We start from the raw sequence: 21317 nt of genomic DNA, 5'->3' as shown, positions 1-21317 counted from the left end.
CCTGTTCGGGCGGGTTCATCCGCGAGCGTGGTGGTCTGACCGGCCGTCAGGTCAACGCCGGTTGTGGACGGTGCGGGACCGTCTGGGGCCGTTCGGTGTCGGGTGTCAGTGGGCGGGGACGGGGAAGGGCCCGGTCGCGGGTGCGGCCGGGCCCTTGTGTCGCAAGGGTTCTAGCAGGTGCTGGGCTCGTACCAGGAGCATTCGAGGCTCGCGGGCATCTCGCCCTCGGCGGGGAGTTCTTCGGCTTCGGCTTCGAGCTCCGCGAGGTCGGGGGTGTCGATCTCGGAGGAGAGCGTGCCGATCTCGGCCTCGGTGGTGTCGGCGGAGTGGGCGGCGACGGCGGCGGCGATCTTGTCCTCGATGTCCTTGACGGTGGAGTAGAGGAAGTCGTTGAGGACGATGCTGAAGACGAGTTCGCGGCCGTCGGCGTCGGTGGCGTACCCGGAGAGGGCGGAGACGCTGGTCATGGACCCGGTTTTGGCGCGGACGTTGTCGGCGGCGGGGGTGGAGCACATGCGGCTGGCGAGGGTGCCGTCCTCGCAGGCGATGGGGAGGGCGCCGTACCAGGTGTCGAACCAGGGGGCGTCTTTGGCGCCGACGAGGAGGTCGGCGATGGTCCCGGCGGTGAGCATGTTGTGGCGGGAGATCCCGGAGCCGTCGGCGATGCGGATGGGGCCGTTGTTCACGCCGTACCCGTCGAGGGCGGCGTAGACGGCGGCCTTGCCGGACGCGAAGGTGCCCTGGCCGGAGGCCTCGTAGCCGAGGGTCTTGAAGAGCGCTTCGGCCATGGAGGCGTTGGAGGGCTTGAGGATGTCGACGACGAGGTCGGAGAGGGGCGCGGAGGCGTGGGTGGCGAGGACTTCGCCCGCGGCCTGCGGGGTGGCCTCGCCGAAGCGCAGGTCGCCCTTGAGGTCGATGCCCGCTTCGGCGAGGGAGTCGGCGAAGACGTCGGCGACGAGCTGCGTCGGTTCGATGACGGCGCGGGTGGCGTAGGTGCCGCTGCCGCCGGCGGCGACGGTGCCGGAGATGCGCACGGTGTTGTCGTGCGGGTCGCGGTTGACGTTCACGCTGGTGGAGGTGCCGGTGGTCGCCGTGGAGACGATGTCGAGGTAGTCGGTCTCGGGCACGGTGGTGATGACGGCGGGGTCGCCCGCTGCCGCACCGGGTTTGATGAAGATGCGCACGGACCCGGCCTGGTAGTCGTCGCCGGAGGCGATGTTCAGGGCGGTGACCTCGGCGGCGTAGGTGAACTGGAGGTCGGACCAGCCCCATTCGGCGCCGGAGCGGACGGAGTCGAAGGCGGTGTCGTCGGCGACGAGGTCGCCGTCGATCGCGGTCACTCCGGCGGCGGCGAGGTCGGCGGCGAGCTGGTCGTAGTCGGCTTCGAGGGCGGTGGGGTCGCCGGTGCCGCGCAGGTAGAGGTCGCCGGAGACGACGCCGTCGACGGGCCGGTCGCCGATGACGTCGGTGGCGTAGGTGTAGTCGCCGCCGAGGGACTCCAGGGCGGCGGCGGTGGTGAACAGCTTGTCGTTGGAGCCGGGGATGGCGCGCTTGTTCGGGTTGCGCTCGTAGAGGACTTCGCCGGTGCCGGCGTCGGCGACGACGACGCCCGCCTGGGAGTCGGTGAGCCTGGCGTCGGCGAGGATCGCGTCGAGCGCGGCCCCGAGGGCCTCGTCTCCGGTCTCCTGGGCCTGTGCGACGACGGTGCCCGCGAGGGTGATGGCGCCCGCGGCGGTGATCGCCACGGCGCCTGAGATGAGGGTGCGTTTTTTCACCCCGCGAGCATAAACGCCGCGCACGCCTTGCGGGGGTTCGCACGCAAGTGTCCAATCTCGCCGCGGCACCGGGCAACCGGAACGGCGGCGGGGGCGCGGCCCCGCCGCCGTCGACGGATCGTGTTGCGGCGCTGCGAAAGCGCCCCGCGTCTTACTCCACGGTGACGGACTTGGCGAGGTTCCGCGGCTGGTCGATGTCGCGGCCGAGGGCCGTGGCGAGCTCGGCGGCGAACTCCTGGAGCGGGACGGCGGTCAAGAGGGGCGCCAGGAGCGTCGGGGACGCGGGCGTCTCGATGACGTGGTCGGCGTGGACGGCGGTGATCTTGTCGCCCTCCTCGCACACCGCGATGACCTTGGCGCCGCGGGCCTTCACCTCCTGGATGTTGGAGATGATCTTGTCGTGCAGGAGGGACCGGCCGCGCGGGCTGGGGACGATCGCGATCACGGGCGTCCCGGTCTCGATGAGCGAGATCGGGCCGTGCTTGAGCTCGCCCGCGGCGAAGCCCTCGGCGTGCAGGTACGCGAGCTCCTTGAGCTTGAGCGCGCCTTCGAGGGCGACGGGGTAGCCGACGTGGCGGCCGATGAACAGCACGCGGTCGCCGTTGGCGGCGCATTCGCGGGCCATCTCGCGGACCGGGTCGAGGTTCTCGATGACCTTGGCGATCTTGCCGGGGGCGGCCACGAGCTCTTCGAGGATCGCGGAGACCTCGTCGGCGTACTTGATGCCGCGGACCTGCGCGAGGTGCAGGCCGACGAGGTAGCACGCGGCGAGCTGCGTCAGGAACGCCTTCGTGGACGCGACGGCGACCTCGATCCCGGCGCGCGTGTACAGGACGGCGTCGGACTCGCGGGGGATCGTGGACCCGACGGTGTTGGAGATGGAGAGGACGCGGGCCTTCTGGTCCTTCGCGTGCCGCACGGCCATGAGCGTGTCCATGGTCTCGCCGGACTGGGAGATGGCGACGACGAGCGTGGACCGGTCGAGGACGGGGTCGCGGTAGCGGAACTCGGAGGCGAGCTCGACCTCGCAGGGGATGCGCGTCCAGTGCTCGATGGCGTACTTGGTGACGAGCCCGGCGTGGTAGGAGGTGCCGCACGCGACGATGAAGACCTTGTCGATGTCGCGGAAGTCCTGGTCGGACATGCGGACCTCGTCGAGGACGATCTGCCCGGACTCGTCGATGCGCCCGCGGAGGGTGTCGGCGACGGCCTGCGGCTGCTCGTGGATCTCCTTGGCCATGAACGTGTCGTAGCCGCCCTTCTCGGCGGCGGCGATGTCCCAGTCGACGCTGAACGGCTTGCCCTCGGAGGGCTCGCCGTCGAAGCCGGAGACGGCGACGCCGTCCCGGTTGATCGTGACGATCTGGTCCTGGCCCAGCTCGATCGCGTCGGTCGTGTAGGCGATGAACGCGGCGACGTCGGAGGCGAGGAAGTACTCGTCCTCGCCGAGGCCGACCACGAGCGGGGAGTTGCGGCGGGCGCCCACGACGGTGTCGGGGTCGTCGGCGGCGACCGCGAGGAGCGTGAACGCGCCTTCGAGGCGGCGGCAGACGCGGGCCATGGCGGCGGTGAGGTCGCCGTCGGCGGCGTACTCGGCGCCGAGGAGGTGGGCCGCGACCTCGGTGTCGGTGTCGGAGAGGAACTCGACGCCGTCGGTTTCGAGCTCGGCGCGCAGCTGCCCGAAGTTCTCGATGATGCCGTTGTGGATCAGGGCGATCCGGCCGTCGTGCGAGCGGTGCGGGTGGGCGTTGCGGTCGGAGGGCACGCCGTGCGTGGCCCAGCGGGTGTGGCCGATGCCGCACGTGGAGTCGGGGAGCGGGTGGTCGGCGAGGGCCGCTTCGAGGTTCGCGAGCTTCCCGGCGCGCTTGTCGACCTCGACGCGGCCGTCGGCCGACACGAGCGCGACGCCCGCGGAGTCGTAGCCGCGGTATTCGAGACGGCGCAGGCCGTCCAGCACGACGTCGACGGCGCTGCGGCGGCCGACGTATCCAACGATTCCACACATGCGAGAAACACTACCGCAGTTTCGCGCATCACTCGTGCGCGGTTCCTCGGTAATCGATCACACAGTTTGATCATTGTCGGCGTTCGCGCCGCGGCCCCGATCCGGTCGCGCGGCGTTCACCGCCCGGTCACGCAGCGTTCCGCGCGGGAAGCGCAAGCGGTGGTTACGGGGCCGGTGCGTTCAGTGCGGGCGCGTTCAGGAGACGACGGCGATGCCGCGGGTCCCGTCCTCGTCCACGTAGCTGATGGCGGCGCCGGTGGCGACGGCGCTGATCTGCGCGTCGTGGCACCAGTTCGCGGGCACCGCGGTCCCCTCGGTCCCGGCCGCGGGCAGCGCGACCTCGGCGACGTCGCCCCCGGCGACCTCGTACAGGTGGCAGTCGGGCCGGTTCGGGTCGAGCGACTGGTCGGCGGCGAGCACTGCCCGGTTGTCGGGCAGGACGGTGCCCCAGCCGCGCGCGACCTCCGGGTCGAGCGGCGTGTACCCCAGGCGCACGGCCTTCTTGTAGAGGCGCTCGCCGGTGTCGGCGTCGTAGGACATGACGCCCAGCCAGGAGCCCTCGCGGTCCTTCGCGGTGTAGCACTCGATGATCTGCACGGTGCGCCGCTCGGCCTTGGGGACGTCGGCGCGGGCCCCTCCCCCGGCGGCCACGCCCTCGCCGAGCGCGGCGGTCGGCTGCGACAGGTGCAGGGTCCCGCCGCAGGCCGAGGAGTTCGTGGACCCGAAGGACTGGTCCCGCATGTGCCAGCGCTCGGCGCCGTCCTCCAGGCCGTAGGCGATGAGCTTGTGCTCGAAGCGGCGCGCGGAGAACGGGCCGTCGGTGACGCGGTGCTCGATGCGGCTGTCGATGAGGACGGTGTCGCCGGAGACGAGGAACGAGTCGGGGACGACCTCGGCGGTCTTGTCGACCTCCTGCTCCCAGGCGGTGGCGCCGTCGTCGAGGTCGAACGCGAGGACGTAGTCGCGGGCGACGGGCCGGTCGGGCGCGGGCACGCACTTGGCGAGGAGGGCGACGCGGCCGGCGGCGACCTGGGCGGCGTTCCCCTCGCAGCCGGGCGGCATCTCGGCGTCCCACAGGAGGTTCCCGCCGAAGTCGTAGACGTGGAAGAGGGCGCTGCCGTCCTCGGCGAACAGGAGCCGGTCGTCGGCGAGGGCCAGGAGCGTCCCGGGGGAGCCGTCGAACCCGGCGGTGGCGACCTCCTCGCCGTCGCGGGCGCGCAGGACCCGGACCTGGAAGTCGCCGCGGTCGTCGGCGCGGGGGCCGGTGAGCGCGACGAGGTCCTGCGGGTGGGAGAGCACGGGCGGCTGGGAGGCGAGCCAGTTCCAGCGGCGGTGGTACCAGACGGCGGCGCCGGTGGCGGGGTCGAGCATGGTGACGGCCTGCGGGGTCGGGTCGGCGGGGTGGTCGGTGCGCAGGAGCCCGTAGGGGGTGTCGGTGAAGCGCTCGACGCCGGAGAGCGCGGCGAGCCCGTCGAGTCCGGCCTCGTTGACGGCGGTGTCGCCGGTGCGCACGTCCTGGTTGGCGAGCTCGGCCCACCGCTGCATGGCGGGGGCGAGGGCGGCGGCGAGGAGGAGGACCACGGCGACGGCGAACACGCCGACCTTGCGGCGCATGGACTTCGGGGGGCGGGCGCGCCCGCCCGCGTAGCCTTCGACGACGAACTCGGAGAGCGCGAGGAGCCCGCCGCCGACGACGCCGAACCCGTACGCGAGGGCGGCGACCCCGGCGCGGTGGGTGATGAACTGGCCGGGCCCGGCCTCGGGCATGGAGGAGTAGACGGCCCACCCGGCGGCCGCGGCGAACACGGCGGTGGCGAGCGCGGCGATGATGATGCGCAGTCCGGTGTGGGCGGCGGCGGTGGCGATGACGGCGGCGGCGATGAGCACGGAGCCGACGGTCCCGATGATCATGTACACGCCGGAGGACCCGGTGCTGGTCGCGCCGGTCCCGAACGACGCCCAGACGAGGAGCACGGCCCAGCACGCGAGTGCGGTGATCCCGGCGGCGCGGAGGAAGACGCGCGCGAGCGGGCGCCCGTTCTTGGGCGCGCGCGGCGGCGCCGCGTCGGTGCTGGAGCGGCCGGCGCCGGAAGCGTTGTGGGACATGCCCTCTTTCTACCGGTCACCGGCCCCCCGATCCGGGCTTTCGCACAGATCGCGAGCGGGTTTCTCCCTTGAGGGCACCCCGAATGGCGATCGGCCCGACGGGCCCCCGATCAAAACCCTGACACAGGGGTCCGACCGTTCCGGCGGCGTCCTGAAATGCGCGCAGCCTTCATGGCTCGGAGTGCGCTGGGCCCCCGGTCAAAACCCTGACACGGGGGTCCGACACTTCCCGTAAGGGCGGTCAGCCGCCGAGAGGGGCGGCCGCCATCGGGGTGTAGTGGGGCTGGGTCCCGGCGGGGGCCTTGCCGAAGTCGGAGCGGTAGAGGACGAGCTCGCCCGCGGTCCAGCTCGGGCCGTAGTACCGGCGGAGCGTGAGCAGGTCCTGCGCGGCCTGCTGGTTGGTGACGCGGTCGCCGGGGCGGGCGAGGGTCACGTGCGGCCGGTACTGCTTCTGGTCGACCGGGAGGTCCGCGGCGGTGAGCCCGGCGCGGATGCGGTGGACCAGGTCGACGAGGGCGGCGACGTCGCCGTCCAGTCCGGCGTAGACCACCGAGTAGCGGCCGCGCCCGAAGCGCCCGCCGCCGGAGACGCACAGCCGCATCGGTGCGGACTCGCGCGCCGCGGCGGCGACGGCCTCGGCGGCCTCGGCGCAGCGGGTGGCGGGGACGTCGCCGAGGAAGGCGAGCGTGAGGTGCCAGTTCTCGGAGCGGACCAGGCGGCCGCCGGTGGCGGGCCTGCGGCCCGCGGCGCCGGGGCGGCTGGGGGCGCCGCGCCGTGCGATGTTGAGGTCGGAGACGACTTCGGCCAGATCGGCGACGGCGTTGTCGGGAAGCGGGAGCGCAGCGAAGAGGCGCTCGGTCCGCACCTGGGGTGCGGCCTGTACGGCCGCGGTGGCGGAGGCACTCACTGGATTCCCTCCAGGGGCTCTACTCGGGATCGGTGACCCGCGCCTGCGTCGAGCGGTGTGTCGGCGCGACGTGGTCGAGGGCTGTCACGATGTGCCTATCCTCGCAGCAACCGCCGACGTTCATTCAGTGAAATCCCACTGGACGGGACAGTAATTTCGCGGAAGTAACGTTCGAGTTGACTCCTGAGGTGCTAGAGCCGCAGGAGGTTCGGGGCGATTGCGGCGAAGTCGGGCACCTCGCGAGATCACTCGCTTCACTCTGGTTCACCTGCTGGGATTCACCGATATGAACCGTCACGCCCTTTGTGGAGCCCCGTGGGGGCTTACGGCATGGCCTTCCCGGCGAGCGCGCCCGCGCGGCGGCGCAGCTGCGACCGCTTGGCGAGGGCCACGACCGCGGGGGTGACGATCGCGATGAGGCCGCCGAGCCACAGGCCCGCGCGGGCGCCGTACTCCTCCATGAACCAGCCGACGATCGGCGCGAACACGGCGGTGGATCCGAGGAACACGAGCATGTACAGGCTCAGGACGCGGCCGCGGTAGTCGGGGCGCACGCCCATCTGGACGCGCTGGTTCGCGGCCTGCGCGTAGAAGACCATCGCGAACCCGGTGGGCGCGAGGAGCGCCATGGCCGTCCACAGCGAGGGCGAGAAGCCGACGGCGAACGTGCCGACGCCCAGCAGCGCCGAGGACAGGAGCATCGTGTTCAGGGTGGGGCGCCCGGAGCGGCGCCCGGAGGCGAGGGACCCGGCGAGCGCGCCGACCGCGAGCGCGGTCAGGAGCAGGCCGTAGGAGTCGGCGCCGGTCTTGAACTCGGTGCGCGCCAGCATCGACAGGGTCAGCGCGAAGTTGAACGTGAAGCCCGAGACCAGGAGCGAGACGACGAGGACGGCGATGATGTCGGGCCGGGCGCCGGCGTAGCGCAGGGCCTCGCGGATGCCGCCGGAGTCGGCGCGGCGGTGCACGGGGTTGGAGAGGCTGCGGCGCAGCAGGACCATGCAGGCGACGGCCGGGCCGAGGGCGAGCACGGCGCAGCTGACGATCACCGTCCCGGTGGAGGTGACGGCGATGAGGACGCCCGCGAGGGCGGGCCCGGCGATGCGGCTGGTGTTGAAGATGGCGCTGCCGAGGCCGACGGCGTTGGGGAGCGCTTCGAGTTCGACGATCTCGGAGTAGAACGCCTGGCGGGCGGGACCCTCGACGACGGCGACGGACCCGAAGGCGAACATGCCGACGTACACCATCCACAGTTCGATGTGGCCGGTGAAGACGACGGCGCCGAGGACGGCGATGACCGCGGAGGAGCACAGGGAGCACAGGAGGAGGACGCGGCGCTTGTCGAAGCTGTCGGCGATCTTCCCGCCGTGGAGGCCGAAGAGGAGGTAGGGGCCGAACTGGAGCGCGAGGGTCCATCCGAGGGCGGTCCCGGAGTTCCCGGAGAGTTCGAGCACGAGCCAGGAGACGGCGGTCGTCTGGAGCCAGAATGCGAGGGTGCCGACGAGCTGCCCGGCGGCGTACACCCGGAAGGCGGGGTAGGCGAGGGCTCTGAACGTGTGGCGCAGCTGGCCGAGGAGGACCGGAGACATCGCATTCAATGATATTTACTTACCGGTCGGCAAGCCAGTAAGTGAGACCGACTTCTCTCACCCGTCCCGCATCCGCCCCCGCCCCCTCCCGAATCCTGGGACGACCTGGGGAGACCACGGAATGTCACACCCCCGTGCCAGGGTTTTGACCGGGGGCCCAACGCACTCCGGGCCATGAAGGCTGCGCGGAAAACGGCGGGGCGGGCCCGAAGGCCCGCCCCGCCGCTGAAGCGATGTGTACCGCTCGGCTAGTCCTTGCCGGCGGTCCCGAAGAGCACGTCGTCCCAGCCGGGCAGCTGGTTGCGCGGCTTCGACCCGGCCGCGGCGAGCGGCAGGGCGTTCAGGTCGTCGTCGGCGACGGTGCGCTTGTTCGGGCGCAGCACCGCGAGCGAGGGGACCTCGGGGGTCTCCCGCTGCTCGGGCGCGGTCGTCCCGGGCAGGCCCAGCTGCGAAGTGCGCTTGCCGCGCCCGCCGACGTCGTCGAGCGGGCGCTCCAGGACCTCCCGGAGGCGGTCGCGGCGCAGCGGGTCGGGCCGGGAGTCGTCGTCGAGCTCGCGCAGGCCGTGCATCGGGTCGCGCGAGGGCCGCACCGGGTCGCCCGGGCGCACGCCCAGGTCGCTCGGGACGTCCTTGGGCGCGGCGACCTGCACCGGCAGCGGCGTCGAGAGGAACTGCGCCATCTCGTCGTCGGGCGTGACGGTCTGGCGGGCCCGGTCGAGCTTCCAGCGGGCGCGCGCGGTGGTCTTCCCGGAGGACCAGGACGCCTGGACGAGCCAGGAGCCGTCCTCGGTGCGCCACGCGTCCCACGAGACGGCCTCGGGGTCCACGCCGTGCGTGCCGAGCTTCACGTCCACGACGTTCGACATGCGCTCGCCGCGCTCGGAGGTCGCCAGCCGCGAGCGGCGGGCGGCCTGGGCGAGCATGGCGCGCTCCTGGAGGACCGGCCCGGCGTAGCGCAGGACCCGGTCGACGGCGACCTGCGCGGACGCGGCGATGTCCTCGGCGGACTCGCCGGCGCGGATGCGGGTCTGGATGTCGCGGGGCGAGAGGTTGACGGCGGCCGGGCGCTGCGGGACGGGGCGGCTCGCGGCGGCCGGTTTGGACGGCGGGGCGTCCATTTTGGCCCGGAGGGCGCTGCCGCCCTCGGGGACGTCGACCACGGCGGCGACCCGCTCGTCGAGCGGGAGGGCCAGCAGGCGGCCGAGTTCGTCGGCGAGCACGAGCGCATGACCGTCCTCAGAGAGGGCTACGAACCGTACCGGCCTCATGCCTTCCACCCCTCGTGTCTTCGTCAGCGCCGCATTGCCAGCTCATCCGAGCGTACGCCCAACCCTACCGGCGGACCACAACCGGCGGGGTGCCTATACGCGATCGCGGCGGCGCGACCCCCGGCGGTGTCCGTCCCCGGCAACGCGATCCCGACTCGCGTCGGCGTGACCGATTGTCGCGGGGACTGTCGCAGCGTACATTGGCAGCGTGTCCACCGACGGAAGTTCCCAGCCCCCGGCCGCGTCCGGCTCGTCGGCGAACCCCCGCGCCGCCTACCACCGCGTGAAGAAGACGCCCGAGCTCCCCGCCGCCGACGCGGTGCGGCTGCGCATGACGCCGATCGCCGTCACCGGGACTCTACTGTGGGCGGTCGCACTGGTGCTGACCCAGCTGTTCCGCGAGCCGCTCGCGGACTCGGGCCGCGAATGGTGGGGCGCGTGCGCGCTCACCGGCGTGATCGTGGGCCTCCTCGGCACGGCCGCGATGGTCGTCGCCGACAGGCGTCACTTCGGCCGGGACCGGCAGGGCTGACCCCGACCGGGCCCCTAGAGGATCTCGGAGCCCTCGTCGTCGTAGACGATCTCGGACTTCTCCACGCCCTGCGGCGTGGTGTCCACGAACTCGCTGATCTGGGAGTGCGCGCCGCAGCCGTGGTCGGCGGAGACGACGCGGGCGTCCTCGGAGGAGTAGAGGTTCGCGCAGGCGCCGAACGCGAGGCGCATCGACCCGGCGAGCGGCATGAAGAACCCGCACGTGCCGCAGCGGGCGGGCGCGGGCGCGGCCTCGGCGATCGGGGCGGTGGGGCCGCGGTCGCCGTCGTACCAGCGCTGCGCGGTCTCGGAGCGGCCCTCGCGGTTCATGACGCGCTCGCGGCCGAGGCCCAGCTCGTAGGCGATGTCCTCGACGGCGTCGTCGTCGGAGAGCTGGTAGGCGGGCATGAGGCGGTCGTCGTCGTCCTCGGTGGGGAGGACTTCGCCGGTGCCGACCTCGCCGCCTTCGAGGCGGTCGGCCCACGGGACCCACGCGGGGGCGCGGAGCGCGTCGGGGCCGGGCAGGAGCGCGGTCTCGGAGACGGTGGCGGCGCGGGCGCGGGGGGCGCGGGTGAGCACGACGGCCCAGCGCCAGCCGCGGTAGCCGGGGAGGGTGCACTCGAAGTAGTGGGTGACGACCCGCTCCGACTCGGCCTCGACGCTCAGGTGCTCCCCGATCCCGTCGCCGGCGTCCTCGGCGGACTCGCGCGCGAGGTCGACGGCGTCGGCGAGGGCCTTGTCCAGGCGGGGCTTGCGGGCGCGGGCGGTCTTTGCGGCGGCGGAAGTGGTGGAGCTGTCAGGCACGCTTTCAAGCATAGGTCAGCTCGCGCCCGCACCCGGCGGACGGTGCGCCCGGCGGGGAGCGGAATGCGCCACACCTCCCTTGACGGCGGCCGGAAATGTCGCACCCCGGAGGGACGCTGGAAACCGGGGGCCCTTACCCAGAGGTCAACCTCGGGCTGCCCGCCGGACCCGGGGACGGTCGCGCTGCGCGGGAGCGGCCGATGCCGCGGCGTGTCGAGCGCTGCCGGGCCGGGCGTCCGGCGCCCCGGTGGCGCGCACCACGGCCGATCGGGTCCGCGGGCCCGCTGCGGCGGGCGCCACGGTCCGTGCGGCGGCCGGAGCGGCCGCCGGGCCGGTACCGTTTCAGGCATGCGAATACTCGTCGTGTGCGCGGTCGCCGAGGAGGCCCAGGCCGTCGAGGCCGGGCGCTCGCTCCGCCACGAGCTGGACATCCTCGTCTGCGGGGTCGGCCCTGCCGCGGCCGCCGCCTCCACCGCGCGGACCATCGCCGAGAACAGCCACATGGGCCGCGCGTACGACGTCGTCGTCAACGCGGGCATCTGCGGGGCGTTCCAGGGCCGCGCCCGGATCGGCGACGTGCTCATCGCCACCGACTCCGTCCACGCCGAGCTCGGCGTGAACCTCCCGTGGCGGTTCCAGCCGATCGACGAGATCGGCTTCGGCACCAACCGGATCGGCTGCAACACGGTCCTCACCGTCGCCGTCGAGGGCGTGCGCGGCGAGATCCTCACCCTCGCGTCGATCACCGGCTCCGACGGGCAGGCCGCGAACCTCGCCCACCGCTACCCCGACGCGGTCGGGGAGGCCATGGAGGGCTTCGGCGTCGCCACGGCCGCCCAGCACGCGGGCCTGCCGTTCGCGGAGATCCGCACCGTCTCCAACTTCGTCGGCGACCGCGACGTCGAGCAGTGGGACTGGGGCTCGGCCCTGAAGTCCCTCACCGGCGCGGTCAGGGAGCTGTAGCCATGGCCGCACTCGGCGTCCCCTTCGACACGTACCCGCAGGACGGCCCCGCGCTGCACCTGGCGCACTCGCCGTGCCCGAACGACACGTTCATCTACCACGCGTGGACCTCCGGCCTCATCGACGGCGCCCCCGCCACCCGCCTCACGTTCGCCGACATCGACGTCACCAACAGCGCGTGCGCGCGGGGCGAGTTCGACGTCGCGAAGGTCTCGTACGCGGCCCTGCCGCACCTCGGCCCCGAGTGGACGCTGCTGCCCGCGGGCGGCGCGCTCGGGCGCGGGTGCGGGCCGCTGGTCCTCACCGGCCCCGCCGGGCTCGCAGGCTTGGAGGGGAAGCGCGTCGCCGTGCCCTCGGACCGCTCGACCGCGTTCCTCCTGTTCAACCTGTGGCTGCGCGACCTCGGCTCACCGGACGTGGCCGTCGAGGTCGTCCCGTTCGACCAGATCATGCCCGCCGTCCGCGACGGCCGCTTCGACGCCGGGCTCGTCATCCACGAGGCCCGGTTCACGTACGGCGAGTACGCCCTCGCGTCGATGGTCGACCTCGGCGAGTGGTGGGAGGGCGCGACCGGCTGCCCGATCCCGCTCGGCGCGATCGTCGCGAAGTCCCGTCTCGACACGGAGGCGGTCACCGACGCGATCCGCGCGTCCCTCGACTACGCGTGGGCGAACCCGGAGGCGAGCCGCGCGTACGTCGCCGAGCACGCCCAGGAGATGTCCGACGAGGTGTGCGCCAAGCACATCGAGCTGTACGTCAACGAGTTCTCCCGCGACCTCGGCGAGGAGGGGCGCTCGGCGGTCGAGCGGCTCCTCGGCGGCGCCGCGGAGCTCGGGCTGGTGCCGAAGCTCGGCATCGCCGTCCCCTGACGGGCGCGCCGACCGGCGCTTCCGTGCGCGATCCCCAAGGGCCCGGGCGGGTATCGCGGTGCGTGGCGGCGCCCTCACCCGGGCGTTCCGGACCGTCCGGTCCACGCCACGCTAGGCTTGACGGACTCATCAGTAGCCGGCAGGCGGAGAGAAGTTCGAGGTTCAGCGGTGCCCAGTGGTCGAGTGAAATGGTTCGACGCCGAGAAGGGATTCGGATTCGTCTCCCGCGACGACGGCGGCAAGGACGTCTTCGTGCACCGCGACGCGCTCCCCGAAGGCGTGGAGGAGCTCGCCAAGGGGACCAAGGTCGAGTACAGCATCATCGACACGCGCCGCGGCGTCCAGGCGATGGGCCTCCACGTGCTCGCCGCCCCGGCGAGCGTCGGCGCGACCGCGGTCCCCGAGACGCCCAAGCGCTCCCCCGAGGAGCTCAACAGCCTCCTCCAGGACCTCATCGGCGTCCTCGAACAGCAGGTCATGCCCCCGCTCTCCCGCGGCAGGCGCCCCGACCGCAAGACCGGCGCCAAGATCGCCGAACTCCTCCGCGCCGTCGCCACCGACCTCGAATAGCCGCACGGGAACCCGCGCCCGACCCACTGCTGCGGCCGCGGCGCGCTCCGCCGGTCCTCCCGGTTCCGAGGAGCGCTCGCGAACCCCGACTTGTCGGACCTCTCGGGCAGGGTTGTTGAACCGGGGGCCCATCGGTATGGACATATCCGTTATGTCCATGGAAAACGGTGCAGCCGTGAGGCGGGCTAGTCTCTGAGGGGTGACCTCCGATCCCCAAGCGGCCCTTCCCGCACCCGGACAGGGCGTGGACGCGCTGCTCGAACGGCTCGCCTCGCTGCCCTCGCTCATGGTGGCGTTCTCCGGCGGCGCCGACTCGGCGTTCCTGCTCGCCGCCGCCGTGCGGGCGCTCGGCCCGGAGCGGGTCGAGGCCGCGACGGCCGTGTCGCCGTCGCTGCCGACGGCCGAGCTCGACCGGGCGCGGGTGTTCGCCGAGGGGCTCGGGGTCGTCCACCACGCGCCGGCCACCGACGAGCTCTCACGGGAGGGCTACCGCGCCAACGAGGGCGACCGGTGCTTCTTCTGCAAGACCGAGCTGATGAGCGTCGTCGCACCGCTCGCCGCGGCGCGCGGCGTCGCCGCCGTCGCGACCGGCACGAACGCCGACGACCTCGCCGCCGGGTTCCGGCCGGGCATCCGCGCCGCGGCCGGGGCCGGGGCGATCACGCCGCTGGCCGACGCCGGGCTCACGAAGGCCGCGATCCGCGCCGCGTCGCAGGCATGGGGATTGTCCACTTGGGACAAGCCGGCGGCGGCGTGCCTGGCGAGCCGGATCGCGTACGGGGTCGAGGTCACCGCCGACGGGCTGCGGCGGGTCGCCGAGGCCGAGGAGGCGCTGCGCGACGCGTTCGGAGAGGCCGCGATCCCGGTGCGGAACCTGCGGGTGCGCGACATGGGCGGCGGGACCGCGCGCGTGGAGATCGACGCCGAGCTGGTGGCGGCGGTCGCCGAGCGGCCGACGCTGCTGGAGGCGGTGACCGGGTTCGCGGAGGTGCGGCTCGACGCGCAGGGGTTCCGGTCGGGCGCGATGAACGAGCTGCTGCCGGACCCGGAGCGGTACCGCTGAGACGGGTGCGAGTACCCGGTGGGGCCGGCGGCGATCGTCAGTGGAGGATGAGTCCGATGGCCCCACCGGGTCCATAACCCCTCGGGAACCCCTCATTCCCCGAGGGCTTCACCGTGATCCCCGAGACTGAACCGGGCCTGTGCCGAACCTGGCAATTCCCTGATACAGGGGTATTCGTGCTACAACGGGCAGTGGTTCCTTTTCGGACATGCACGTACGCGCGGAGGCCCGCGGCGGGCGGCGTGTAGAACTGTCGGGTGGAGATCTCCGGGTGCGTCGGCGTGTACCAGCCGGGCTGTTCGACCGGCTGCGGGGCGCCGCTCGGGGCCGCGTGCGATCCGGGCGGGCCGTGCAACGCGTGCGCGGGGCCGTGCGGGGGCGCGACCGATCCGGGGCCGTTCCATTCGATGGCACTGGGGGCCTTGGGGTTCGGGCGGTTGACGCCGGAGCGGCTGGCGCGTGCGGAGGCGACCCGCCGGGAGGGGCCGCGGCGGTTCGGGCTGCGGGCGATCGCGTGCTACCGCCGCTACCTGTCGCCGCGCGTGCAGGTGCAGTGCCGGTTCGTGCCGAGCTGCTCGGGCTACGGGTACCGGGCCGTGTCCAGGTACGGCCTGTGGACGGGCGGGAGGCTCGCCGCCGCCCGTGTCCTGCGGTGCCGGCCGGGCGTGACCCGAGGCACCCGTGATCCGGTTCCCGGCCGCTGAGGCGCCCGTTAAGATCCAGGTCATGAGTGACTCGAACCTGGTGGGCCGCGAGGCCGACAACGCGCCCGCAACGAAGGCCGCCAAGACCCGCTCCCGCGAGGTCAAGCCCGGGCACCTGGAGGTCGGCGAGTTCACCTCCGGCGTCATCGGCGCGGCCTCGCCGTTCGGCACCTCCGCCTTCCCCGTGCCGGTCAAGTCCGTGTACTACGAGCACTCCGCCCCGGTGCCGACCCGGCACCTGGAGGACGAGCGCCACTAGCCGCTCCCCGATCCGCTGCAGCCCTCCGCATCCGCGGGGGGCTGCGCTGCGTTCCCGGGAACGGTGGCGCAATGGACTATCAGAATCTTGTAAGGAAATTGCAGAGGTGGTATGTTCTTGCGCACACGGGGTGCGCCACCCGTCACCAGGCGCCCCCGCTCGACCCCGGAGGATGAAGCGCAATGCCGCGTACCGCCCGAACCGCGGCGGGAGTGCTGGGCGCCGCCCTGGTACTCACCGCCTGCACCAGCCCCGGCGACCCGCCCGACGACGGCTCGTGGACCGACGAGCCCACCGACTCCCAACTGGCCGCGCTCGCCCAGGCACCCGCCGAGGACGCCGAGCAGTTCTACTTCGTCATGACCGACCGCTTCGCCGACGGCGACCCGTCCAACAACACCGGCGGCATCGAAGGCGGCGCGGCCGAGAACGGCTACGACCCCACGCAGCGCATGTTCTACCAGGGCGGCGACCTCGCCGGGGTCGAGCAGCGGCTCGACTACATCGAGGGCCTCGGCACCACCGCGATCTGGCTGACCCCCGTCGTCGTCAACCAGCCAGTGCAGGTCTCCGAGACCTGGACCGGCGCGGGCTACCACGGCTACTGGGGCACCGACTTCACCGCCGTCGACCCGCACCTGGGCGACGACGCCGAACTCCAGAGCCTCATCGGCGCCGCCCACGACCGGGGCATCGAGATCTACCTGGACGTGGTCGTCAACCACACCGCCGACGTGATCGAGTACGCCGAGGACGGCGACGGGTACGTCTCCAAGGAGGACTCCCCTTACACGGATGCGGAAGGGCGGCCCTTCGACGACGCGAACTACGCAGCATCCGATGAGTTCCCGGCGGTCACCGCTGAGGGATCGCCTTACACGCCTGAGCTTGAGCCGGGCGAGGAGGACCTCAAGTCCCCCGACTGGCTGAACGATCCCGCGAACTACCACAACCGGGGGAACTCGACCTACACCGGCGAGTCCTCCACGTACGGCGACTTCTCCGGGCTCGACGACCTGTGGACCGAGCGGCCCGAGGTCGTGGACGGGTGGATCGACGTCTACGCCGACTGGATCGCCGACTCCGGCGTCGACGGGTTCCGCCTCGACACCGCCAAGCACGTGAACCTGGAGTTCTGGCCCCAGTTCATGGCCGGCGTCCGCGACGCCGCCGAGGCCGAGGGCATCGACTTCTTCGCGTTCGGCGAGGTCTACTCAGGCGACCCGGCCTACACGAGCACCTACGTGCGCCAAGGCGACCTGGACGCCGTCCTCGACTTCGGGTTCCACGGCGCCGCAACAGGGTTCGCGACCGGCGCCTCCGGGGCCGAGGGCCTCGCGACCGTGTACGAGTCGGACGCGCTGTTCACCGCCGAAGGCACCGACGCCCTGTCGACGCCCACGTTCGTCTCGAACCACGACATCGGCCGCGTCGGGCGCACCATCGTGGAGACCACCGACGAGGCCACCTGGACGCAGCGGGCGATCCTCGCCCAGCAGCTCATGTTCCTCACCCGCGGCCAGCCCGTCGTCTACTACGGCGACGAGCAGGGCTTCACCGGCTCCGGCGGGGACGACTACTCCCGCCAGACCATGTTCGCGTCCCAAGTGGACGAGTACCTGGACGACGAGCTGATCGGCACCGACAGCACCCACGCCGACGACAACTTCGACACCGGCCACCCGGTCTACCGGGCCATCGCCGAACTCGGGCAGCTCCGCAAGGACCACCCGGCGCTCGCGAACGGCACCCAGGTGACGCGCTCCTCCGAAGGCGGGGTGTTCTCCTTCTCGCGCATCGGCGACGACGGCGTGGAATACCTTGTGGCCGTGTCGAACTCGACCGAGCCGCAGACCGTCGAAGTCGAGACCTACTCCGACACCTTCTCGGACGTCTACGGGGATGGGTCCATCGAGGCCGCCGACGGCGCCGCCACGGTCACGGTCCCGGCCCTGTCGGCCGTCGTGTTCCGCGCGGACGACCCGGTCGACACCGGGGACTCGCCGACCGTGTCGCTCACCGTGGCAGCGGAGTCGGCGACCACCGCGTACGTCGAGGCCGACGTCACCGGGGACCCGCTCGCGCGGGTCGCGTTCGCCGCGTCCGTCGACGGCGGCGAGTGGACCTACGTCGGCACCTCCCCCGGACCCGACCACCGCGTCGCCTACGACCTGCAAGGGCTGCAAGGGGACCAGAGCGTCGAGTTCAAGGCCGTGGCCGTCGACCGGACCGGCCGCAGCGCCTCCGCGAAGGCGATCACCGCGGTGGCGACACCCGACCAGGCCGGCGGTTCACTGACCTGGGCGAACGTCCACTACAACGGCGACCCCGAGCAGTGGGGCCTGTACGTGTGGGGCGACGTCGCCGAGGAGTCGAGCACCGTGTGGCCCGAAGCGAACCCGTTCTCCGGCAGCGACTCCTACGGGTCCTTCGCGCCGATCAAGCTGGCCGAGGACGCGAACGAGGTCGGGTTCCTCGTCATCGACGAGGACGGGAACAAGGACTACCCGGGCGACCGGGCGTTCGACCCGGGCGAGCACCCCGAGATCTGGCTCGACGCCGGAACCGGAGACATCGCGTACTCGCTGGCCGAGGCCAACGGGTACGTCACCGTCCACGCCCCCGACGACGGCACCGACTGGGGCCTGCACCTGTGGGGCGACGCCCTCGCCGACGGCGTCGAGACCGCCTGGGACGCACCGCGGCAGCCCGACGGGACCGACGAGTGGGGCCGCTACTGGCAGGTGCCCGTGGACGACTTCGACGCGCAGATGGGCCTCATCGTCCACTCAGGCGACACGAAACTCTACGGCTCCGACGTGCTGCTCACCCCCGCGCAGCTCGGCGAGACCTGGGTGACGCCCACGGGCGCGCACGACACGCAGGCCGCCGCCGACGGCAAGGCCGTCGTCCACTACCAGCGCCCCGACGGCGACTACGACGGCTGGACCCTCCACACCTGGGAGGGCGCCGCCGACCCCACCGACTGGAACGCCGGGCTCCAACCCGCCCGGACCGACTCCTTCGGCGCCGTCTACGAAGTGGACCTCGCCGACGACGCCGAGGCGCTCTCGTACATCCTCCACAACGGCGACGAGAAGGACCTCCCCACCGACCAGCGGCTCGTGTTCGCCGAGTACGGGCAGGAAGTCTGGATCACCGCCGCCACCGAGGGCTACGTGCGCCCCGCCGGGGCCTCCACCGGCCGCGGCCAGGACCTCGACCTGACGAAAGAGCAGGCGGTCTGGCTCGACGCCGACACCATCGCGCTGAACACCGAGTCGACCGACGGGAAGGTCTTCGAGCTGCTCGCCAGCGCCGACGGCTCGATCGCGGTCGAGGACGGCGCCCTCACCGGCGAGTTCGACGCGATCTCCTTGACGCCCAAGGGCGGTCTCACCGAGGCGCAGCGCCAGGCGTGGCCCGCGTACTGGGGTTACAGGGCGTTCGACGTCGATGCGGACGGGGACGCGATCCGGGAGGCGCTGCGCGGGCAGCTCGTCGCGGTCGAACGCGACCACACGGGCATGGCCTGGTACGCAACGGGTGTGCAGACCGCTGGCGTTGTCGACGACGTCTACGACGCGGCCCTGGACGCCGACCTGGGCGTGACGTGGAAGGGGAAGAAGCCGCAGCTGGCGCTGTGGGCGCCGACGGCGGGTTCGGTGTCGCTGGAGTTGTACGACTCGCCCGATGACACCTCGCCCGAGCTGCACGAGATGTCGTTCTCGGAGCGGACCGGGGTGTGGACCGTCAAGGGCGCCAAGGGCTGGGACCGGAAGTACTACCGGTTCGCGGTCGAGGTGTGGCATCCGGCGTCGCAGCGGGTGGAGTCGTACTCGGTGACGGACCCGTACTCGGTGTCCCTGGCCGCGGACTCGACGCACAGCCAGATCGTGAACCTGGACGACGCGGACCTGAAGCCGCGCGGGTGGGACCGCGAGGACCCGCCCGCGGAGGTCGATCCCGCTGCGGCGCAGGTGTGGGAGGTGCACGTGCGGGACTTCTCGGTCGCCGACGAGTCGGTGGACGAGGAGCTGCGCGGGACGTATGCCGCGTTCACGCAGGAGGACTCGGTCTCGGTGCGGCACCTTGCGGAGCTGGCCGACGCGGGGTTGAACTACGTGCACCTGCTGCCGACGTTCGACATCGCGTCGATCCCGGAGACGGGCCAGGCCGCTGTGGACTGCGACCTGGACCTGATGGCCGGGAACTCGACGGAGCAGCAGGCGTGCGTCGGGGCGGTCCGCGCCGACGACGCGTACAACTGGGGCTACGACCCGCTGCACTTCAACGTCCCGGAGGGCTCCTACGCCACCGACGCCGAAGGGGTGCAGCGCATCCTGGAGTACCGGCGGATGGTGGCGGCGCTGCACGACCTGGGGCTGCGGGTGGTGAACGACGTGGTCTACAACCACACGGCGGCGTCCGGGACGGACGGGAAGTCGGTGCTGGACCGGATCGTGCCGGGCTACTACCAGCGGCTCGACGCGGACGGCGAGGTGTACACGTCGACGTGCTGCGCGAACACCGCGCCGGAGCGGCCGATGTTCGGGAAGTTCGTGGTGGAGTCGACGGTGCTGTGGCAGGACGCGTACCACGTGGACGGGTTCCGGTTCGACCTGATGGGCCACCACCCGAAGGCGAACATGCTCGCGGTGCAGGCGGCCCTCGATGATGACGTGCTGCTGTACGGGGAGGGCTGGGACTTCGGCGAGGTCGCCGGGGACGCCCTGTTCGAGCAGGCGACGCAGTCGAACATGGCGGGCACGGGGATCGGGACGTTCAACGACCGGATGCGCGACGCCGTGCGCGGCGGCGGCCCGTTCGATGAGGACCCGACCGTGCAGGGCTTCGGTTCGGGCCTGTGGACGGCGGACAACGACGGCGAGGCCACGGACGGGGAGCTGGCGGCGCTGCTGCACGCGCAGGACCTGGTGAAGGTGGGCCTGGTCGGGAACCTCGCGGACTACTCGTTCACGGCTTCGGACGGGTCGGCGACGACCGGTGCGGGCGTGGACTACAACGGGGCCGCGGCGGGGTACGCCGCCGACCCGGCGGAGTCGGTGAGCTATGTGGACGCTCATGACAACGAGATCCTGTTCGACGCGCTGGCGTACAAGCTGGGTCCGGACACCGGCGGGACGGACCGGGCGCGGATGCAGGTGCTGTCGCTGGCGGCGGCGGTGCTGAGCCAGGGGACCGGGTTCACGACGGCCGGTTCGGAGCTGCTCCGGTCGAAGTCCCTGGACCGGGACTCGTACGACTCGGGGGACTGGTTCAACGCGATCCGCTGGGACTGCACCGGGGCCGAGGGGTTCGGGTCGTCGTCGAACGGGTTCGGGTCGGGTCTGCCCCCGGCGTGGACGTCGGAGGCGAAGTGGCCGTATGCGGAGGACGCCCTGGCCTCGGTGGACGCGCCTTCGTGCGAGGACATCGCGCTCGCGGACGACCGGTTCGTGGAGCTGCTGCGGATCTCGTCCTCGACGGGGGCGTTCAGTCTCGGGACGGGCGAGGAGGTCGCGGAGCGGGTGTCGTTCCCGCTGTCGGGGACGGCGTCGGAGGTGCCGGGCGTGATCACGATGCGGATCGGCATGGGCGGTCTGGACGACGCGTTCGACGAGGTCACCGTGGTGTTCAACGCGTCGCCGGACGCGGTCGGCCAGACCGTGGCGGACGCGGCGGGTTCGGGGGCGGGGCTGCACCCGGTCCTGGAGGACTCGGCGGACCCGGTGTTCGCGGAGGCGGCGTTCGACGACGCGACGGGCACGTTCACGGTGCCGGGGCGGACGGTGGCCGTGTTCGTGAGCTAACGAATCCGATCTTGACAGGTCGGTGATACTGGGGTGAGTTTCGGATCCCTGAAGCCGGGGCGGGTGTCCACCCGTCCCGGTTTAGCGTTTTCTC

The 21317-nt window shown here is 72.2% G+C and carries 15 protein-coding genes; 8 read left to right on the top strand and 7 right to left on the bottom strand.

All coding sequences use genetic code 11. The annotated features are described in order from the left end of the window. Positions 1-170: 170 nt before the first annotated feature. The 6 genes from dacB to sepH all read right to left on the bottom strand — a co-directional run bounded on the left by dacB (position 171) and on the right by sepH (position 9647). Positions 171-1775 (bottom strand): D-alanyl-D-alanine carboxypeptidase/D-alanyl-D-alanine-endopeptidase, encoded by a 1605-nt coding sequence (gene dacB, locus AB0A65_RS11800; RefSeq protein ID WP_359950284.1) that lies wholly within the window; start codon positions 1773-1775, stop codon positions 171-173. A 151-nt stretch (positions 1776-1926) separates the two neighbouring features. Continuing rightward, complete coding sequence (gene glmS / locus AB0A65_RS11795; RefSeq protein ID WP_359950281.1) at positions 1927-3780, bottom strand: glutamine--fructose-6-phosphate transaminase (isomerizing); 1854 nt, start codon at positions 3778-3780, stop codon at positions 1927-1929. Between the two features lie 195 nt (positions 3781-3975). Then, positions 3976-5886 (bottom strand): PQQ-binding-like beta-propeller repeat protein, encoded by a 1911-nt coding sequence (locus AB0A65_RS11790; RefSeq protein ID WP_359950278.1) that lies wholly within the window; start codon positions 5884-5886, stop codon positions 3976-3978. 241 nt (positions 5887-6127) lie between these two features. After that, entirely contained in the window at positions 6128-6793 is a 666-nt protein-coding gene (gene thpR, locus AB0A65_RS11785; RefSeq protein ID WP_359950275.1) for an RNA 2',3'-cyclic phosphodiesterase, read from the bottom strand. A gap of 323 nt (positions 6794-7116) precedes the next feature. Continuing rightward, entirely contained in the window at positions 7117-8379 is a 1263-nt protein-coding gene (locus tag AB0A65_RS11780; RefSeq protein WP_359950272.1) for an MFS transporter, read from the bottom strand. A gap of 248 nt (positions 8380-8627) precedes the next feature. After that, the gene (gene sepH, locus AB0A65_RS11775; RefSeq protein ID WP_359950269.1) at positions 8628-9647 is read right to left on the bottom strand and encodes a septation protein SepH; all 1020 of its coding nucleotides are present in this window, start codon (positions 9645-9647) and stop codon (positions 8628-8630) included. A gap of 208 nt (positions 9648-9855) precedes the next feature. Between sepH and AB0A65_RS11770 the strand changes: the two genes are divergently transcribed. Then, positions 9856-10179: a DUF2530 domain-containing protein gene (locus AB0A65_RS11770; RefSeq protein WP_359950267.1), complete on the top strand. Its 324-nt coding sequence runs from the start codon at positions 9856-9858 to the stop codon at positions 10177-10179. A 14-nt stretch (positions 10180-10193) separates the two neighbouring features. Here the strand turns inward: AB0A65_RS11770 and AB0A65_RS11765 are convergent, their stop codons facing one another. Further along, positions 10194-10982 (bottom strand): DUF3027 domain-containing protein, encoded by a 789-nt coding sequence (locus AB0A65_RS11765; RefSeq protein ID WP_359950264.1) that lies wholly within the window; start codon positions 10980-10982, stop codon positions 10194-10196. A 348-nt stretch (positions 10983-11330) separates the two neighbouring features. On the opposite strand from AB0A65_RS11765, the gene mqnB reads away from it, so the two are divergent. From mqnB to pulA, 7 genes are all read left to right on the top strand, one after another. Further along, complete coding sequence (gene mqnB / locus AB0A65_RS11760; protein WP_359950261.1) at positions 11331-11945, top strand: futalosine hydrolase; 615 nt, start codon at positions 11331-11333, stop codon at positions 11943-11945. A 53-nt stretch (positions 11946-11998) separates the two neighbouring features. Further along, the gene (locus AB0A65_RS11755) at positions 11999-12814 is read left to right on the top strand and encodes a 1,4-dihydroxy-6-naphthoate synthase (protein WP_359950822.1); all 816 of its coding nucleotides are present in this window, start codon (positions 11999-12001) and stop codon (positions 12812-12814) included. Positions 12815-12982: 168 nt separating this feature from the next. Next, positions 12983-13384, top strand: a complete 402-nt coding sequence (locus AB0A65_RS11750) for a cold shock domain-containing protein (protein WP_359950258.1) — start codon at positions 12983-12985, stop codon at positions 13382-13384. A 199-nt stretch (positions 13385-13583) separates the two neighbouring features. After that, a complete protein-coding gene (gene larE, locus AB0A65_RS11745; RefSeq protein WP_359950255.1) occupies positions 13584-14447 on the top strand; it encodes an ATP-dependent sacrificial sulfur transferase LarE in 864 nt (287 codons plus the stop codon). Positions 14448-14854: 407 nt separating this feature from the next. Next, positions 14855-15151 (top strand): membrane protein insertion efficiency factor YidD, encoded by a 297-nt coding sequence (gene yidD, locus AB0A65_RS11740; protein WP_359950252.1) that lies wholly within the window; start codon positions 14855-14857, stop codon positions 15149-15151. 22 nt (positions 15152-15173) lie between these two features. Beyond that, positions 15174-15410, top strand: a complete 237-nt coding sequence (locus AB0A65_RS11735) for a hypothetical protein (RefSeq protein ID WP_359950249.1) — start codon at positions 15174-15176, stop codon at positions 15408-15410. A gap of 182 nt (positions 15411-15592) precedes the next feature. Further along, positions 15593-21223, top strand: a complete 5631-nt coding sequence (pulA, locus tag AB0A65_RS11730; protein WP_359950246.1) for a pullulanase-type alpha-1,6-glucosidase — start codon at positions 15593-15595, stop codon at positions 21221-21223. Positions 21224-21317 lie beyond the last annotated feature (94 nt).

It is taken from the genome of Glycomyces sp. NPDC047010 (assembly GCF_040644205.1).
Classification (GTDB): domain Bacteria; phylum Actinomycetota; class Actinomycetes; order Mycobacteriales; family Micromonosporaceae; genus Glycomyces.
This window is presented reverse-complemented; position numbering and strand designations above follow the sequence as displayed.